The organism is Micromonospora maris AB-18-032 (assembly GCF_000204155.1).
Classification (GTDB): Bacteria; Actinomycetota; Actinomycetes; order Mycobacteriales; family Micromonosporaceae; genus Micromonospora; species Micromonospora gifhornensis.
Genome location: NC_015434.1, coordinates 2,880,676 through 2,896,801, shown reverse-complemented (window position 1 = coordinate 2,896,801; position 16,126 = coordinate 2,880,676). Strand labels below are relative to the sequence as shown.

The following is a 16,126-nucleotide window of genomic DNA, read 5'->3' as shown; positions in this document are numbered from 1 at the left end:
TGCTCACGGTTCCTTTCGTCAGAAGGCGTTGACGCCGGTGAGCGCCCGCCCGATGAGTAGCTGCTGGATCTGGCTGGTGCCCTCGTAGAGGGTGGTGACGCGAGCGTCGCGCAGGTATTTGCCGACCGGGTACTCGTCGATGTAGCCGTACCCGCCGAAGACCTGGATGGCGTCGTTGGCGGCACGCACGGCGGCCTCGCTGGCGAACAGCTTGGCCATCGACGCCTCGGTGGCGTACGGCTGGCCCCGGTCGATCAGGTCGGCGACCTGCCAGACCAGCAGCCGCGCCGCGGCGGTGTCGACGGCGATGCGGGCCAGCAGTTGCTGCACGAGTTGGTGTCCGGCGATGGGTTTGCCGAACTGGGTGCGGGCGCCGGCGTAGTCGACGGCGGCGTTCAGGCAGCCCTGGGCGATGCCGACGCATCCGGCGGCGACCGACATGCGTCCCTTGGCGAGGGTGCCCAACGCCAGCCGGAAGCCGGCGCCGCACTCGCCGAGGCGGGCGGTGTCGGGCACCCGTACGCCGTCGAGGACGAGTTCGGCGGTGGCCTGTCCGCGCAGGCCCAGCTTGCCCTTGATCTCGGATCGGGACAGGCCCGGGCTGTCGGTGGGCACCAGGAACGCGGTGATGCCCCGGTGGCCGGGGCCGCCGGTGCGGGCGAAGAGCAACGCGACGTCGGCGGTGGTGCCATTGGTGATGAACGTCTTGCGGCCGGTGAGCAGCCAGTCGTCGCCGTCGCGGACCGCGCGGGTGGTCAGCGCCGCGGCGTCCGAGCCGCTGTCCGGTTCGGTGAGTGCGAAGCAGCCGAGCGCGGTGCCCGAGCAGAGCGCGGGCAGCCACTGTTCGCGTTGCTCTCGCGTGCCGTGGGTGGCGATCGACTTGGCGACCAGGCCGAGGGAGACCGACACGATGCCGCGTACGGCGGAGTCGCCTCGGCCGAGTTCCTCAAGCACCAGGCAGTACGCGAGATGGTCGCCGCCGGAGCCGCCGTACTCCTCGTCGATGGTGAGGCCGAGGAAGCCGACGTCGCCGAGTTTGCCGACGATGCCGGGGTCGACCGCCTCGCGCCGGTCCCAGGTCGCCGCGTGTGGCACCACCTCGCGGTTGACGAAGTCGGCGGCGAGCTCCCGGACCGCGACCTGCTCGGCGGAGAGGTGAAGGTCCATACGATTAAACTAGCGCTGCAAGTTTTATGCTGTCCAGACCCCGGTGTGCGACAGTTCCCCGCGAGCCACCGATGCGAAGGAGGACGCCCATGCCCCGGCCTCGACAGGCACTGCTCAGCCGGGAGCGGATCGTCGAGACCGCCGCCGCGTTGATCGACGCCGACGGACTCGACGCGTTCTCCACCCGGCGGCTCGCCGCCGCGCTCGGCGTACGCGGGCCCTCGCTGTACAACCACTTCGCCACCAAGGACGAGATCCTCGACGCGGTCGCGGACAGCATCACCGGCCAGGTGGACGTGTCGTTCTTCGGCGAGGTCGACTGGCGTGAGGCACTGCGTCGCTGGGGGCACGGGTTCCGGGCCGCCCTGGCGGCGCATCCGAACATCGTGCCGCACCTGGCCCAGGGTCCCGGTCGACGTCCGGCGGCGCTGGCCATGGCCGACGCCGTCTACGGCGGGCTGGTCGCGGCGGGTTGGTCGCCGGCTCGGGCGACGCACATCGGCGCGCTGATGCGCTACTTCGTGACCGGTTCGGCGCTCGGCTCCTTCGCCCGGGGCTTCGTGGAGGATCCGGGGCTCTATGCCGAGCAGTACCCGCACCTGAGCCAGGCCCACCGCCTCGCCGAGCACCAGCAGCGCGTCGACGAGGGCGCGTTCGCCCTCGGCCTGGAGGCGCTCATCGACGGGCTGTCGCACACCTACGAGCGGCTCGTAGGTCCACTTGCCCCCCTCCCGCCGGAGGGCGGGACGCACTAGAGTCCAAACTTGCACCGCTAGTTTTAGTCGAGGTGGAGGCACATGGAATCCGTACGGACCGATTTCTACCTCGACGGAGCCTGGGTTCCCGCCGACGGCCGGCAGTCGCTGGAGGTGCACAACACCAGCACCGAGCAGGTCATCGGCACGGTCCCGGCCGGCACCGCCGACGACGTCGACCGGGCGGTGGCCGCCGCCCGGGCCGCCTTCGAGGGCTGGGCCGCGACCGACCCCGTCGACCGGGCCGCCCACCTCGACCGACTGCACGCCGAGCTGACCGCCCGCGCCGGGGACATCGCCCACACGGTCGCCACCGAACTCGGCACCCCGCTCAAGGTCGCCACCCGCGTCCAGGTCGGACTTCCGCTGACCGTCCTGCGCAGCTACGTCGACCTGGCCGCCCAGCCGCCGGCGCCGCAGACCGTGGGCAACTCCCTTGTGGTACGCGAACCCGTCGGCGTCATCGGGGCGATCACCCCGTGGAACTACCCGCTGCACCAGATCGTCGCCAAACTCGCTCCCGCCCTGGCGGCCGGGTGCACGCTGGTGCTCAAGCCGAGCGAGCTGACCCCGCTTACCGCGTACCTGCTCTTCGACGCCATCGACGCCGCCAGCCTGCCACCGGGCGTGGTCAACCTGGTCACCGGCACCGGGCCGATCGTCGGCGAGGCCCTCGCCGGCCACCCCGACGTGGACCTGGTCTCCTTCACCGGCTCCACCGCCACCGGCCGGCGCATCGCCCACCTGGCCGCCGACCGGATCGCCCGGGTCGCGTTGGAACTCGGCGGCAAGTCGGCGAACGTCATCCTCGACGATGCCGACCTGACCGCCGCGGTCAAGGTCGGCGTCGGCAACGCGATGCTCAACTCGGGGCAGACCTGCACCGCGTGGACCAGGATGCTTGTGCACCGCGACCGCTACGACGAAGCCCTCGACCTGGCCGCCACGGCGGTCGCCGGCTACCGGCTCGGCGACCCGTTCGACCCGGCCACCCGACTCGGCCCCCTGGTCTCCGCTGCGCAACGCGACCGGGTACGCGAGCACATCGCCCGTGGCCTGGCCGACGGCGGCCGACTCGTCGTCGGCGGACCCGACGCCCCCGTGCCGTCGCGCGGCTGGTTCGTCGCCCCGACGATCATCGCCGACGTCGACCCCGACAGCGCCCTGGCCCAGGAAGAGGTCTTCGGGCCGGTCCTGGCGGTCATCCCCGTCGACGACGACGACCACGCCGTACGGGTCGCCAACAACTCCCGCTACGGGCTGGCCGGCGCGGTCTGGTCCACCGACGAAGAACGCGCGGTGCAGGTGGCCCGCCGGCTGCGCACCGGGGCCGTCGATATCAACGGCGCACCCTTCAACCCCCTGGCACCGTTCGGCGGCTACAAGCAGTCCGGCCTCGGCCGCGAACTGGGCACCCACGGGCTGGCGGAGTTCTGCGAACTGAAGGCGATCCAGCGGTGAGGGGCCTCGTCGCCAGGGCCGCTGGCACTCCCCCACGCGTCGAGCAGGTCGACCTGCCCGACATCGACACCGGGCAGGTACGGGTGACGATCCGGGCCGCCGGCGTCTGCCACTCCGACCTGTCCATGGTCGACGGCACCATCGCCGCCCCGTACCCGCTGCTGCTCGGCCACGAAGCCGCCGGTGTGGTCGTCGAGATCGGCGACGGCGTCGACCGGGTCGCGGTCGGCGACCACGTGGTGCTCAACTGGGCGCCACCCTGCCGCGCCTGCTGGTCCTGCACCCACGGCGAACCCTGGCTGTGCGAACACACCGGCACCCCAGCCACAGAGGCCGGGCACACCCTCGACGGCGAGCCGCTGCACGTCACCCTCGGCCTCGGCGCGCTGGCCGAGCAGGTGGTGGTGCCGCAGCAGGCGATGGTCGTCGTACCGACGGACCTGCCCTTCCCCACTGCGGCGCTGCTCGGCTGCGCGGTGCTCACCGGCGTCGGCGCGATCCGGCGTACCGCCGCCGTGCGCCCCGGCGACTCGGTCGCCGTCATCGGCCTCGGCGGCGTCGGCCTGTCCGCGGTCGCCGCCGCCCGCGCCGCCGGTGCCGCCACCGTCATCGCCGTCGACGTCTCCCCCGCCAAAGCCGACCTGGCCCACGCCGCCGGTGCCACCGACTTCCTACTCGCCGACGACACCCTCAGCCGCGCGGTACGAACGTTGACCGGGGGTCGCGGCGTCGACCATGCGGTGGAGTGCGTCGGCCGGGCCGCCACCATCCGCACCGCCTGGCGGGCCACCCGTCGCGGCGGACAGGTCATCGTGGTCGGCATGGGCGGCAAGGACGACATCGTCGGTCTCAGCGCACTGGAGATCTTCCACTCCGCCCGGACCCTGCGCTCCTCGGTGTACGGCTCCTCCGACCCGGACCGGGACCTGCCGGAGCTGGCCCGCTCGGTGCTCGACGGCAGCTTCGACCTCGACTTCCTGGTCAGCGACCGGATCACCCTCGACGAGGCACCTGAGGCTCTGGCCCGGATGGCCCGTGGCGAGGGCGCCCGTACGGTGGTTCAGTTCGACTGACGCGCATCCGGCGGCGAGGGGATCGACGTGGCGTTGACCAGGAAGGGCTCTGGATCGGCGGCCCGCCGGTCCCTGTTCGTCCATCGATGGTCGCGGCAGTCATCCGCACGGCGCGGAGCGAGGGATGGCGGCCCAGCCAGCCGGTGCCGGCCCTTCCGCTCCGTCAGGTCCACACCGCTCGGTGTATCCAGACCACCGTGTCGTACGTTCGTCGCCTACAGTCGCTGCCATGCAGCGCCCAGTCAGCTTCTACCGCCGAACGCGCGACATCCTGAAACAGGTGGGCTGGTCCGCCGGTCGGGCTGTGGACACAGCACAGTGGGAGGCTGACCTAGAGGCAGACGGCTTCCTTCCCCTGCATCCGGTCGCGCGACGGTTCCTCACCGAGTTCGGCGGGCTCACCGTCCACAACAGCGAGCCTGGTGTCACCCGTGCTCGGGAACCCTTCACGCTGGTTCCAACCGAATGCTCCGGCGAAGCTGATCGATTCATTGGATGGGGAGAACGAATCAGCCGTGACATAGCGCCGATCGGTGAACTGGCGGGTGGAACCTGCGGATGCGCGCTGCTCGGCATCGACGAGCAGGAAGAGATATACCTCGTCACCGATGGGCTCGCCACCTTCGGCCGTCTGCCGAGGGCCATGGACCACCTTGCTCTCGGATACATGCCTCGCAAGATCGGCTAGCGCTGCTCCTCTCCCCGACCGAACTATCCGCTCAGAACCGCGCTCGCTGACCGGGCTCACGGTAGGCACGAGGACTCGCTCCTACATTTCCGGCACCTGCCTGGCCCAGCCGATGAACCGGCGATGCAGCGCCCCGGCCGGTGCCCACGGCATGTCCTCGGCGGCCTGCACGAGACAGACACCGAGATAGAGAGCCAGCGACACCGGCGCGCCCGCGTACTCCGCGCGCAACTCCCGCCGCCGCGTCGGACACGGCCAGGGCAGGTCACAGCCACCACAACTCCAGATCGGCATCACCGGGCCATGGGTGGTCACCGCGCACCGCCCAGAAACCGGGCCACGCTCGCGCGAGCCTGCCGGCTCGTCGCCCACTCCACCTGCCAACACGGGTACGGCACCAACCGCGCCCACCACACCCGACAACCCACACACATCCCATCAAGCCCACGAACGTGTACGGCGAGGATCGTCTGTTCCGGCCCGCCGGTCACTGCTCACCCTCCCCAGGCCAGTGACCACGATTGATCGGAATGCGATGTCGAGCACGGCAGGGCAGGTCAGCTCCGCACCGACAGACCCGCCGCCACCGCCGCCAACACCACACCGGCCGATGCCGCCGGGCAAAGGTCAACGCGGTAGCCGACAGGTACTCGTCGTACGAGACTCTCCGGTGGCCTGGGGCGGCATCGCAGGAGAACCTGCCCGCGCTGGGCTCACCGGTGGCTCCGTGTCGCGTCCCCGGTGCGCTGATCACGCGTCGTCGGCGCGTACGGCGTGGTCTGGATCGGTTCGCGGTGCCAGTGCGTGTCCCGTGACCTCTTCGCCTGGTCCAGCAGCCTCCGCTGCGCTGCGGCCTGCTCGGCGGCCTGGTGGCGTTGGCCCGTTCCGGGCGGCGGGGGTAAGTCTGCGCGTCGCAGCAGCCACCGCAGAATGTCGCGCAGCTCGGACCGGATTGCCACAGGTTCCGCCTCCCTTGTCATGGGTCGGCGGGTGGCGACGGCAGCGCGGCTGTCAGGTGTCGCGCTCGGGTTGGCGTCGCCACCCGGCGGACAGAGTCGGCGTAGCGGGTGCTTCCTGCCGTCGTGTCCTGATCGGAACGTTATGGACGGCACGGTGGGTGATGGAACACCTACGCACCACTACTGGGCGGAGACCCCCATGCGCTCGCACAGGCCCCGCAGTTCCGTAGAGACCAGCCCTCGACGCAGCAGCCCACGTGCGACTTCTCGCGCCGCCGTCGATGACCGGGTGTGCTGCGGGCCGACCCGTTCGGCCGCCAGCAGCATCCGCACCGCGTCTCGCTCCCGTTCAGCCGCCACCATCGCGCGGCTCATGTCCAGCCAGTAGTACACCTGCCGCACCGCCGGCAGTTCCCCGACCACCACCCCGGCAGCCGCCTGCAACGCCTCCTGCGGACGTCCGGTGTCGAGCAGGTAGGCCATCCGCCACAACGCCACGTTGCTCGGCCCCCACAACAGGTCCCAGCTCGTCGTCTCCCCGGTGTGCGCGGCGATCCGCGCCGCCTCATCGAGGTGCTCCTCGGCCGTGGTCTGATCCTTCATTCCGGCGAGGTGATGCGCGCGAGCCAGGTGCAGGAACCCGAGCACATCCAGCGCGGTGTCCGCACCGCTGCCCTCCAGGTCCGCTCCGGCCCGATCGCAGTACGCCCGCGCCGGGCCGTACGCGCCGGTGTACGCCGACACCCGAGCCCGATTCGCCGCCGCCACCCCCACCGCAACCGGGTCATCAAGCAGGTGCGCAGCCTCCGCACAACGCTCCGCCGCCAACCAGGCATGGGCCGAGTAACCCACGTTCAGCAACGAACCCATCGCCACCCCGTACACCGGCACCATCAACCGGTACGCCGCCCGCTGATCAGTCACACCATGCAGTGCCGGAAGGAGGTCCACCAGCCGGCGCAGGGCTCCGGCGTAGTCGCACCGGCCGTACAGATCGCGCACCAGCGACGACTCCCGATCCACCTGCTCCACAGTGGCTGCCCCGACGACCGGTGGCCCATCGAACGGATGCGCCATCATCGCCCGCCACACCCGCTCGGCGTCGATACGCGCACCATCAAGCTGCCGATCAGCCGGCGTATACGGCTGCCCCGTAAGGTCGAACACCGAACACTCCAGGGCCGCGGCCAGATCCACCACCATGTACCGATCCGTACGCTGAACACCGCGCTCGATCCGTGACCACGTGGTATGCGAGATACCCGCGCGACTCGCGGCATGCCGGATACTCCAGCCACGCAACTCGCGCCGGGCCCGGATGCGCTCACCCACCGAAGGGTCAGCAGGTATAGGTCGGCGAGGCACAGTGATCCTCTCGAACAACGATCAGATACGGCACGCAGCCAGCACGACAACCGGCAACCACGCTGCCACCGACGGTACTCCTGACAGACAGTGCTTCGCAGGGGCGGCCGCCTGACCCTCATCGCGCTTCGACCGGCACGTCGTCACGCCCCTCAAACTCACCTGATCTGCTGGACTGAGATCGCACGCACCGCTGAGTCTTCGCCCTGCTGGGGTCACGCGCGATCATCCACCGATGGGCTCACTTCGATCTGACCGGGGACTGAGGGTGTCCATCGCAAGCCCGCCCTGCGCAATCAAGTCAGCCGCCAGGGTATCCGTCTTTCGCAAATCAGCAACGGTGGTTAAGAAAATCAAGCCGTGGAGCGACCTGCTCCTGGCTGCCAAGTAGTCGTCCAGTAGGCGAGAAATCAATCTCCGGACTGACAGCACGGTCGCCTCGGAGGGATTTTGATTGAACACAAATAGCACAACAGGCTTAACATCGGCATGCAGTTCAGCGACAGCCTCGCCCTTCACTTGAGAGATCCAGCGAATGCTTTCCTGCAGCCTGCGACGAAAGTAATAAAGCCAATTAGGGTGAACCAATACGATCCGAATGTCAAGAATCAAGTTCGGCATATTCGACGACTGTGACACCACTAGCGCATCGGCACGCACGCCATTGATTCGGACATCCCGGACTATATCGAGATGCCCTCGGTAAAAAGATCGGATATTTCTAAGAACTAACTCCTCCGCCTCCACTTGAAGCGTCAAGGCGTCGAGATGCTTCTTACTGCTAGTCCCCTCGTCGGCACGCTGCTCTGGAACCGAGGAGTTCGAAGGACTGGCTGGACCTCCATCGTTGGCGGCAGTACGCACGGAGGAGAGATCTTCAAAATTTTCTTCTCCTGCCGACTCGGCCGCCTTTTCCTCTAGACTGACATCAGCCTGACTTGGCGACTCTTGGTGCTGGCGGGCAAGGGCCAAAGTCTCTTGGTGGAACTTTTCTCGCTCTGCCTTCAAGCGATCAATCTCCGCATCATCCCTCTCGTTAAGGCGATCCTGCCGACGCTTCCACATGATGGCGCCTTTCACGACAAGCGAGACACCCAGAATTACCAGAACCAGCGATACCATCGGCCAGTGCCGAATGAGCCACGCCAACTGATCCTGCTGCGATCGAACCGCCTTTGCGGCCGACGGCGCCAGAAGCAAGATGTCCCTTTCGGGCACAAGCAAGGCTTTTTGGGATCGCAATAGGACTAGAGGTAACGCAATCCCGCTCGCAAGGGACAGCCCGCCGACGCTTACAAGGAACTTGTGAAAGTCGGTGAATTGCAGGCCTGGCAGCACAGGTTGAGTGTATCGACAAGGCCCACCTTGGCTGTTGCCATACCAGTACTCCTATGGCGATCAAGCGGTCAAGGCGGCGAAGTCGGTGTGTAGGGCGGCGTAGACGTCCCGGACGACGTAGTGCCCCCTTCGCCTCAAACTTCCGACAACCGGCGACCGAAAGTGTTGAAGCGGAACCAAGGTCCGCTGCCGTGCCGGCGACCAACACCCTCCCCATCAAGCATGCCGACATTCCTCGTCAAGATTCACTGCCGCTCACCATGGTGAACCGGAAGTGTGCCCACGCCAGGGGATCATCCCCTTTGCGGGGAACAGGAGGAACAGTCTGACTGCTGGCGTCTCTGAGGAGCCACCCGGCGCGCACTCGTCGGGGCTGGCTGCCGGCCGTTGATCCGTGCGCAGTACTTCCTCGACTCCAGTCATCGGCGCCGATGATCGCAGCATCCTGCCGAACGGGTACGGCTTGACCAGATGCAACGGTGCTGCGGTCGCTGTCTCAGCCCAAGGCGCGGGCCAGTTCGGTGCGGGAGCGGATGCCGAGCCGGTGGTAGATGTTGCGCAGGTGGTGGTCGATGGTCCGGGTGGACAGGAACATCTGTGTGGCGACCTCGCGGTTGGTGGCGCCGGCGGCGACCAGTTGGGCGATGCGCAACTGCTGACCGGTGAGCAGCCGTACCGCCTGCCGGTCCGGCGTGCCGACGGACTCCCCCGCCGCGCGTAGCTCCACGGTGGTCTGCCGCGCCCACACGTCGGCACCGAGCAGGACGAAGGTCTGCCGGGCCCGGTGCAGGTGGTCACGGGCGTCGCGGGGCCGCCGGTTGCGACGTAGTTCCCGACCGTAGAGCAGTTCGGTGCGGGCCCGTTCGAAGGTGGCGGCGTCGGCCGGGTGCAGGCACAACGCCCGGTCGAAGTGTTCCTCGGCTTCGGTGCTGCCGCGTGGGGCCAGCAGCGCGTGGCAGCGGGCCGACAGCGCCCGGCGCAGCGGGCTGGCGGTGCTGCCCGCCCAGTGGTCGAAGACGGCGAGCGCGGCTCGGGCCCGGGCGGTCCTGCCGTCGTGGGCGGCGGCTTCCACCAGGTGGGGTGTGGCCATCACCTGGACGAGCACCTGGCCGCGTCCGGTGCCGGGTCGGGCCAGCGTGGCCAGTCGGTCCGCGGCGTCGGCGTACCGGCCGTCGACCAGGTCCAGCACGCCGAGGGCCCACTGGGCGAGGGCGTACGGGCGGCTGCCGGGTGCGGCGGTGTCGCCCAGTTCGGCGACGTGGCCGAGGCAGGCGTCGTGGTCGGCCCGCACGGCCGACAGTACGGCGAGCAGACCGAGGTGTACGCCGGCGGTGGCGTGCTGTCCGGCGGCCCGGGCCACCCGCAGTCCTTCCTGGCAGCTTTTCGCTGCGGCGTCGTGCCGGCCCAGCCAGTATTCGCTCATCGCGCGTAGTTCCAGCGCCCTGGGCAGCAGTGACACCTCGCCTCGGTCGGTGGCCAGGTCGACGGCGTCCTCGGCGAGCCGGTACGCCGCGGCGTCGACCGCGACGAGCAGGCCGGCGGCGGCCGCGCCCGGTCAACGCGGTCGGGGTGACTGCGGCACCGCGCAGCCGGCCGCCGAGGGCCACCGCCCGGCGCAGCAGCGGGCCGCCGTGGGCGTGCTCGCCCCGCAGGGTGGCGGCGACCCCGGCGACCAGGGTGGTCAGCAGGTCCGCCCACGGCGGTTCCTCGTCGCGGCGGAGTGCCTGCACCCGGCGGGCCACCTCGGCGTAGCGGTAGTGGTCGCCGGAGAAGCAGACGGCCTCACCGGCGCGGACCAGGGCGACCAGTGCCGACTCGCGGTCGACGTCGGCCAGTGTGGTGGCGGCGGCCAGCAGGGTGGGCAGTGCGGTCGAGGCGCGACCGCAGCGCAGGTGCATCTCACCGCGCAGCAGTTCGGCCAGGCCAGCCGTGGCAGCGGTCACCGGCGGGCCGGCGACGCTGCGGCCGGTCGGCGAGGGTGAGGCCAGCGGCACGCCAGCGGCGCTGGGGCCGGTCGGCGCGGGTGGGGTCACCGGCAGGCCGGCGGCGCTGCGGCCGGTCGGCGTGGGTGGGGCCTGGTGTGGCAGTGCGCCGGTCGCGTCGGCGACGTGGTGCAGAAGCGCGTGGGCCCGCTCGGGTTGTCCCGCCTGCCAGGCGTAGCGGGCCGCGGTGACCTGCCGGGCGGTGGCGAGCGCCGGGTCGTCGCTGAGTTCGGCGGCTCGGGCCAGCGCGGTCGCGGCCACCGACCGGTCCTGGTGGGCCTGTGCTGCGTCCTCCAGCTCGGCGGCCAGCGCCGGATCATCTCCGTCGGTTGCCGCGGCCCGGTGCAGGGCCCGACGTAGCCGCGATCCGGTGCCGTCGAGGGCGGCGGCGAGCAGCAGGTGGGCGTCGCGGCGGGCGGCGACGGAGGCGGTCGCCTCGATCATGCTGCGGGCCAGCGGTCGGGGAAAGTCGGCGCCACCGGGTGTGGTGATGCGGATCAGGCCGGCGGCCTCGGCGGGTACGAGTGCCTCGACGCCGCTGCCGGCTGCGCGCAGTGCGCGGCCCAGGGTGACCGGGTCCACGGCGGCGGCCCGGCCGGGCGGGGTCGGGTGGGCGAGGTCGGCTGCGGCGATCGCGGCCAGCAGCAGCGCGCCCTGGGTGTCGCGGGGCAGGCGGGTCAGCAGGGCGCGGTAGGTCCGGCCGAGGGCGCCGTCGGTCGGCGGTGCGGCCGGCAGGGGTTCGGTGCCGCACCATTGGCCGGGGGTCAGCGTGCCGGCGAGGTCGACGAGTGCCTGTGGGTTTCCGGCGGCGAGGGTGGTCAGGGCGGCCAGCACCGGCTCGGCTGGTGGTGGGCCGGGGCGTCGGGCGGTCAGCAGGGCGTGGCTGTCGGAGGGGTCCAGGGGCAGTAGTCGGCGGCCGGGTATCGCCGGCGCTGCGGTGTCGTTGCCGGCGGTGAGCAGGAGCACGACCGGCAGTTGGGGCAGTCGTCGGGCCACGAAGGTCAGTACCCGTGCCGTCGGGGTGTCGCCTGCGTCGAGGTCGTCCATGGTGCACAGCAGCGGGCCGTCGTGGGCGGCTTCGGCGAGCAGTCCGAGGACGGCGTGGGAGAGGATGAGCTGGTCGCGGTCGGGGCAGCCCTCGCCGGTCAGGGCGTCGCGTAGCACCTGCCGCTGCCGTTCGGGTAGCGCGTGTGCGCGGTCGAGCACGGGGTCGAGCAGCCGCTGTAGTCCGGCGTAGGGCAGCATCGCCTCGTCGGCCAGGCCGGCGGCGGCGAGCAGGCGGCGACCTGCGCGGTGGCGGTGGGCGTACGCCAGCAGGGCGGTGCGCCCCGCGCCGGGCTCGCCGTGCAGCAGGAGCGCTCCGCCGGCCGGTGCGGCGAGCAGCGAGCGGATCTCCCGGCACTCCCCCTGCCGGCCCCGTAGCACTTCTATTTGCACTGCTGATGCACTAACCATGCATCGAGTCTCACCTATCGGACAGCGCTTGAGAAGAGGCAGAAGCGGAATTCTGCGGCAACCGCCCCAGGTCACCCGCCGTCGCGGTGCCGGCTGCGACCCGTCAGCGCTCGTCCAGCTGAGCCAGCAGCGCGCCGACGGTACGGGCCATCACCGCCCGGGCGGCGTCCACGCCCAGCCCGAGGCCGTCGCGCAGGGTGGACCAGGCCGGCCAGGTGCTGGCCGCCACCACCGCGTTGACCACCTGGTCGCGTGCCGGCCCGGCGCGGTCGAGTTCGTCGGCGAACAACTGCTCGATCTCGTCGCGTACCCGGGCGATGTGCTTGAGCCGGTTGCGGCGCAGCTGTGCGGAGAACGGCTCGCGCATCTGCGCGGCCCGCGCCGACGGTGCGATCAGTTGCAGCAGCTTGGCCCGCTGCCGGCAGAAGGCGTCGACCCGCTTGGCGAGCGGCAGGGTGGGCGAGATCGGCCGCCAGGCGGCGTCCTGCTGGCGCAGCAGCTCCGCGCCGCTGGCCTCGAACAGGGTTTCCATGTCCTTGAAGTTGGTCCAGAGCGTACGCAGGGAGATGCCGGCCCGCTCGGCGATGCGCTCACCGGTCGGACGCAGGTCGCCCTCGGAGATGAGCGCGAGATGCGCCTCGACGATGGCTGCCCGGGTGCGTTCCGCCCGCGCAGTGCGCCCGTCGACCCGACCGGCGGTCTCGGCACCGACCATCCGCGTCCGTCTCCTCACCCTTGCTGCTCCCTCGTGCCAGCCGAGTCTAGACGCGTGCCGGTACGGCATCCGCGTCCCGATGCCGGCGCAGCTCCCGGCGGGCCAGCGACTGGCGGTGCACCTCGTCGGGGCCGTCGGCGATGCGTACCGCGCGGGCGCGGGCCCAGAGCCGGGCCAGCGGGGTGTCCTGGCTGACGCCGGCCGCGCCGTGGGCCTGCACCGCCCGGTCGATGATCCATTCGACGGTCTCCGGCACCGCGATCTTGATGGCCTGGATCTCGGTGTGCGCCGCCCGGTTGCCGACGGTGTCCATCAGCCAGGCGGTCTTGAGCACCAGCAGTCGGGCCTGCTCCAGGCGTACCCGGGCCTGCGCGATCCAGTCCCGCACCACGCCCTGCTCGGACAGGGGCGCACCGAAGGCGTGCCGCTGGCTGACCCGCCGGCACATCAGCTCGACGGCCCGTTCCGCCATGCCCAGCAGCCGCATGCAGTGGTGCACCCGGCCCGGACCGAGTCGGGCCTGTGAGATGGCGAAGCCGGAGCCCGCGGTGCCGATCAGGTTCGTCACCGGCACCCGTACGTCGACGAAGTCGATCTCGGCGTGGCCGCCGTGGTCGCCGTCGTCGTACCCGAAGGCCGTCATGCCTCGACGGACGGTGACGCCCGGGGTGTCGCGCGGGACGAGGATCTGGCTGTGCTGCTGGTGCCGGGGCGCGGACGGGTCGGTCCGGCCCATCACGATGAAGATCGCGCAGCGTGGGTCCATCGCGCCGGTGACGAACCATTTGCGGCCGTTGACGACGTACGCGTCGCCGTCGCGTTCGATGCGGGTGGCGATGTTCGTGGCGTCGGAGGAGGCGACGGCCGGTTCGGTCATCGCGAAGGCGGACCGGATCCGGGCGTCGAGCAGCGGCGTGAGCCACTGTTCGCGTTGCTGGGTCGAGCCGAACTGGGCGAGCAGTTCCATGTTGCCGGTGTCCGGTGCGGCGCAGTTGAGCGCCACCGGGGCCAGCCACGGGCAGTGGCCGGTGATCTCCGCCAGGGGCGCGTACTGGAGGTTGGTCAGGCCCGCGCCGTGTTCGCCGGGCAGGAAGAGATTCCACAACCCGCGCCGACGCGCCTCGGCCTGGAGTTCGGCCACCACCGGCGGTGCCGTCCACGGTTCGTCGGCCCTCCGGGTCTGGGCCTCGAAGATCGGCTCGGCCGGATGGACGCACTCGGTCATGAACTCGTGCAGGCGCTCGCGCAGCCGTTCGGTGGTGTCGTCGTAGCGGAAGTCCACGTCATCGTCTCCCTAGGGTGCTCAGGCCCTCGGCGATCAGCGGCGGCACCCGCGCGCCGATCTGGTCGAATCCGTCGCCGACGGTCTGGCCCTGCACGTAGCGGTAGTGCACGCCCTCCAGGATCACCGCGAGTTTGAAGGCGGCGAAGGCGAGATACCAGGGCAGTGCGTCGACCGACCGTCCGGTGCGTCGGGCGTACCTGTCGGCCAGTTCGTCGGTGTCGGGCTGTCCGGGTGCGGTCACCCGGCGGGCGTAGACCAGCGACAGGGCCAGGTCGGCCAGCGGGTCGCCGAGGGTGGACATCTCCCAGTCCAGTACGGCGCGTACGGTGCGGTCCTCGCCGAGCAGGACGTTGTCGAGCCGGAAGTCGCCGTGCAGCACGGCCGCCGACCGGGTCTCGGGTACGGCGGCGGCCAGCCGGTCGTGCAGGTCGCCGATGCCGGGCAGGTCCCGGCTGCGGGACGCGTCGAGTTGACGTTTCCAGCGGCGGACCTGCCGGGCGTTGAACCCGTCGGGGCGACCGAAGTCGGCCAGGCCGACCGAGGCCGGTTCGACCGTGTGCAGCACGGCGAGCAGGTCGATCAACCGGAACGCCAGGTCGCGCACCTGCGACGGGGACCAGCCGACAAGCTCCTCCGGTTCCCGGTGCACCCGGCCGGGCACCTGCCCCATCAGGTAGAACGGCACTCCGAGCACCGTCGGGTCGGCGCAGTGGTGGACCATCGGCGGCACCGGGACGGCGGTCGGCGCGAGGGCGTGCATCACCCGGTACTCCCGGCCCATGTCGTGGGCGGTGGCCAGGACGTGGCCCAGCGGCGGGCGGCGCAGCACCCACCGGGTCTGCCCGTCGGTCACCGCGTAGGTGAGGTTGGACCGCCCGCCGGTCAGCAGCGCACCGTGCAGCGGCCCGGCGAGCAGCCCGGGCACCTGGCGGTGCAGGTAGGTCGCCAGCCGGTCCAGGTCGAGTCCGGGCAGCGGCCCGCCGTCGTCCGAAGCGGCGTCGTCCGGGGTGGCGTCGTCCGAAGTGGCGTGGTCTGCCGGGTCAGGCATCGCGGTGCTCCGTCTGCTGCTGGAGGCGGTTCATGCCGCGCAGCCAGCGGTCCGGGTCGGCGGCCCGCTGGGCGTACCAGTCGGCCACCTGCGGGTGTGGCAGCACCAGGAACCGGTCGTCGTCCAGCGCCTCCAGCACGCAGTCGGCCACCTGGTCGGTGGTGACGGCGGTGGCGTCCAGCAGGGCGCTGCTCATCGCGTCGCCGGCGGCCAGCATCGGGGTACGCACACCCTGCGGGCAGAGCGCCTGCACGACGATGCCCCGGTGCGCGTACGTGGCCCGCAGCCATTCGGCGAAGCTGAGCGCGGCGTGTTTGGTCACCGCGTACGGCGCGTTGCCGAGCATGGTCAGCAGGCCGGCGGCCGACGCGGTGACCAGCAGCCGCCCCCGCCCGGCGGCGAGCCAGTGCGGCAGCAGTTCGCGGGCGGCGTGGACGTGGGACATCACGTTGACCCGCCAGGCCGTCTCCCACGCCCTGTCGTCGGCGTCGCCTGCGGGTGCCACGCCGGCGTTGGCGCAGTACAGGTCGACCCCGCCGAGGCGTCGGCGGGCGAAGTCCACAAGGTCGGCGACACCGGCCGGGTCGGCGGCGTCACCGGGGCAGGCGTGGCCGCCGATCCGAGCGGCCACGGCCTGTGCCGCCTCGGCGTCGAGGTCGTTGACGATCACGCGGGCCCCGACGGCGGCGAGCCGCTCGGCGAGGGCCGCGCCGATGCCGGAGCCGGCACCGGTCACCACGACCGCCGCCCCCGGCAACCACCGTGCTCCTTGCCTCCTGCCGGCGGTCGCGCCGTCGGTGGCCGGGTCGGCTGTCGACATCGGACTCCCGTCTGC

The 16,126-nt window shown here is 71.0% G+C and carries 14 protein-coding genes and 1 pseudogene; 4 read left to right on the top strand and 11 right to left on the bottom strand.

Annotation, left to right across the window (positions count from 1 at the left end):
• Positions 1-18: 18 nt before the first annotated feature.
• Entirely contained in the window at positions 19-1,167 is a 1,149-nt protein-coding gene (locus tag VAB18032_RS13010) for an acyl-CoA dehydrogenase family protein (RefSeq protein WP_013733306.1), read from the bottom strand.
• An 89-nt stretch (positions 1,168-1,256) separates the two neighbouring features.
• Here VAB18032_RS13010 and VAB18032_RS13005 point away from each other — a divergent pair, with 89 nt between their 5' ends.
• The 4 genes from VAB18032_RS13005 (at position 1,257) to VAB18032_RS12990 (ending at position 5,144) form a co-directional block, all read left to right on the top strand.
• Entirely contained in the window at positions 1,257-1,922 is a 666-nt protein-coding gene (locus tag VAB18032_RS13005; protein ID WP_013733305.1) for a TetR/AcrR family transcriptional regulator, read from the top strand.
• Between the two features lie 42 nt (positions 1,923-1,964).
• Complete coding sequence (locus tag VAB18032_RS13000; RefSeq protein WP_013733304.1) at positions 1,965-3,383, top strand: aldehyde dehydrogenase family protein; 1,419 nt, start codon at positions 1,965-1,967, stop codon at positions 3,381-3,383.
• On the top strand, positions 3,380-4,456 hold the full coding sequence (locus tag VAB18032_RS12995; RefSeq protein ID WP_013733303.1) for a zinc-binding dehydrogenase: 1,077 nt from the start codon (positions 3,380-3,382) through the stop codon (positions 4,454-4,456). The genes VAB18032_RS13000 and VAB18032_RS12995 overlap by 4 nt, the downstream gene beginning before the upstream one ends.
• Before the next feature lie 229 nt (positions 4,457-4,685).
• Positions 4,686-5,144: an SUKH-3 domain-containing protein gene (locus VAB18032_RS12990; protein ID WP_013733302.1), complete on the top strand. Its 459-nt coding sequence runs from the start codon at positions 4,686-4,688 to the stop codon at positions 5,142-5,144.
• A gap of 81 nt (positions 5,145-5,225) precedes the next feature.
• Here the strand turns inward: VAB18032_RS12990 and VAB18032_RS12985 are convergent, their stop codons facing one another.
• The 10 genes and pseudogenes from VAB18032_RS12985 to VAB18032_RS12950 all read right to left on the bottom strand — a co-directional run bounded on the left by VAB18032_RS12985 (position 5,226) and on the right by VAB18032_RS12950 (position 16,111).
• Positions 5,226-5,459 (bottom strand): hypothetical protein, encoded by a 234-nt coding sequence (locus VAB18032_RS12985; protein ID WP_013733301.1) that lies wholly within the window; start codon positions 5,457-5,459, stop codon positions 5,226-5,228.
• Positions 5,456-5,836, bottom strand: a pseudogene (locus VAB18032_RS33355) (hypothetical protein). Before VAB18032_RS33355 ends, VAB18032_RS12985 begins: the two are co-directional and overlap by 4 nt.
• Positions 5,837-6,283: 447 nt before the next feature.
• On the bottom strand, positions 6,284-7,435 hold the full coding sequence (locus VAB18032_RS12975; RefSeq protein WP_081476097.1) for a helix-turn-helix domain-containing protein: 1,152 nt from the start codon (positions 7,433-7,435) through the stop codon (positions 6,284-6,286).
• Between the two features lie 258 nt (positions 7,436-7,693).
• Complete coding sequence (locus tag VAB18032_RS31745) at positions 7,694-8,806, bottom strand: hypothetical protein (protein WP_148272265.1); 1,113 nt, start codon at positions 8,804-8,806, stop codon at positions 7,694-7,696.
• A 496-nt stretch (positions 8,807-9,302) separates the two neighbouring features.
• On the bottom strand, positions 9,303-9,704 hold the full coding sequence (locus VAB18032_RS32100; RefSeq protein ID WP_158309499.1) for a helix-turn-helix transcriptional regulator: 402 nt from the start codon (positions 9,702-9,704) through the stop codon (positions 9,303-9,305).
• Positions 9,601-12,225 carry an AAA family ATPase gene (locus VAB18032_RS32095; RefSeq protein ID WP_158309498.1) on the bottom strand — a complete coding sequence of 875 codons (2,625 nt, stop codon included), beginning with the start codon at positions 12,223-12,225 and terminating at the stop codon, positions 9,601-9,603. The genes VAB18032_RS32100 and VAB18032_RS32095 overlap by 104 nt, the downstream gene beginning before the upstream one ends.
• A 121-nt stretch (positions 12,226-12,346) precedes the next feature.
• The gene (locus tag VAB18032_RS12965) at positions 12,347-12,958 is read right to left on the bottom strand and encodes a TetR/AcrR family transcriptional regulator (RefSeq protein WP_013733293.1); all 612 of its coding nucleotides are present in this window, start codon (positions 12,956-12,958) and stop codon (positions 12,347-12,349) included.
• Positions 12,959-13,004: 46 nt separating this feature from the next.
• Positions 13,005-14,240 (bottom strand): acyl-CoA dehydrogenase family protein, encoded by a 1,236-nt coding sequence (locus VAB18032_RS12960; RefSeq protein WP_013733292.1) that lies wholly within the window; start codon positions 14,238-14,240, stop codon positions 13,005-13,007.
• Position 14,241: 1 nt separating this feature from the next.
• The gene (locus VAB18032_RS12955) at positions 14,242-15,291 is read right to left on the bottom strand and encodes a phosphotransferase family protein (protein ID WP_013733291.1); all 1,050 of its coding nucleotides are present in this window, start codon (positions 15,289-15,291) and stop codon (positions 14,242-14,244) included.
• Positions 15,284-16,111 (bottom strand): SDR family NAD(P)-dependent oxidoreductase, encoded by an 828-nt coding sequence (locus tag VAB18032_RS12950; RefSeq protein WP_081476094.1) that lies wholly within the window; start codon positions 16,109-16,111, stop codon positions 15,284-15,286. Before VAB18032_RS12950 ends, VAB18032_RS12955 begins: the two co-directional genes overlap by 8 nt.
• Positions 16,112-16,126: the final 15 nt, after the last annotated feature.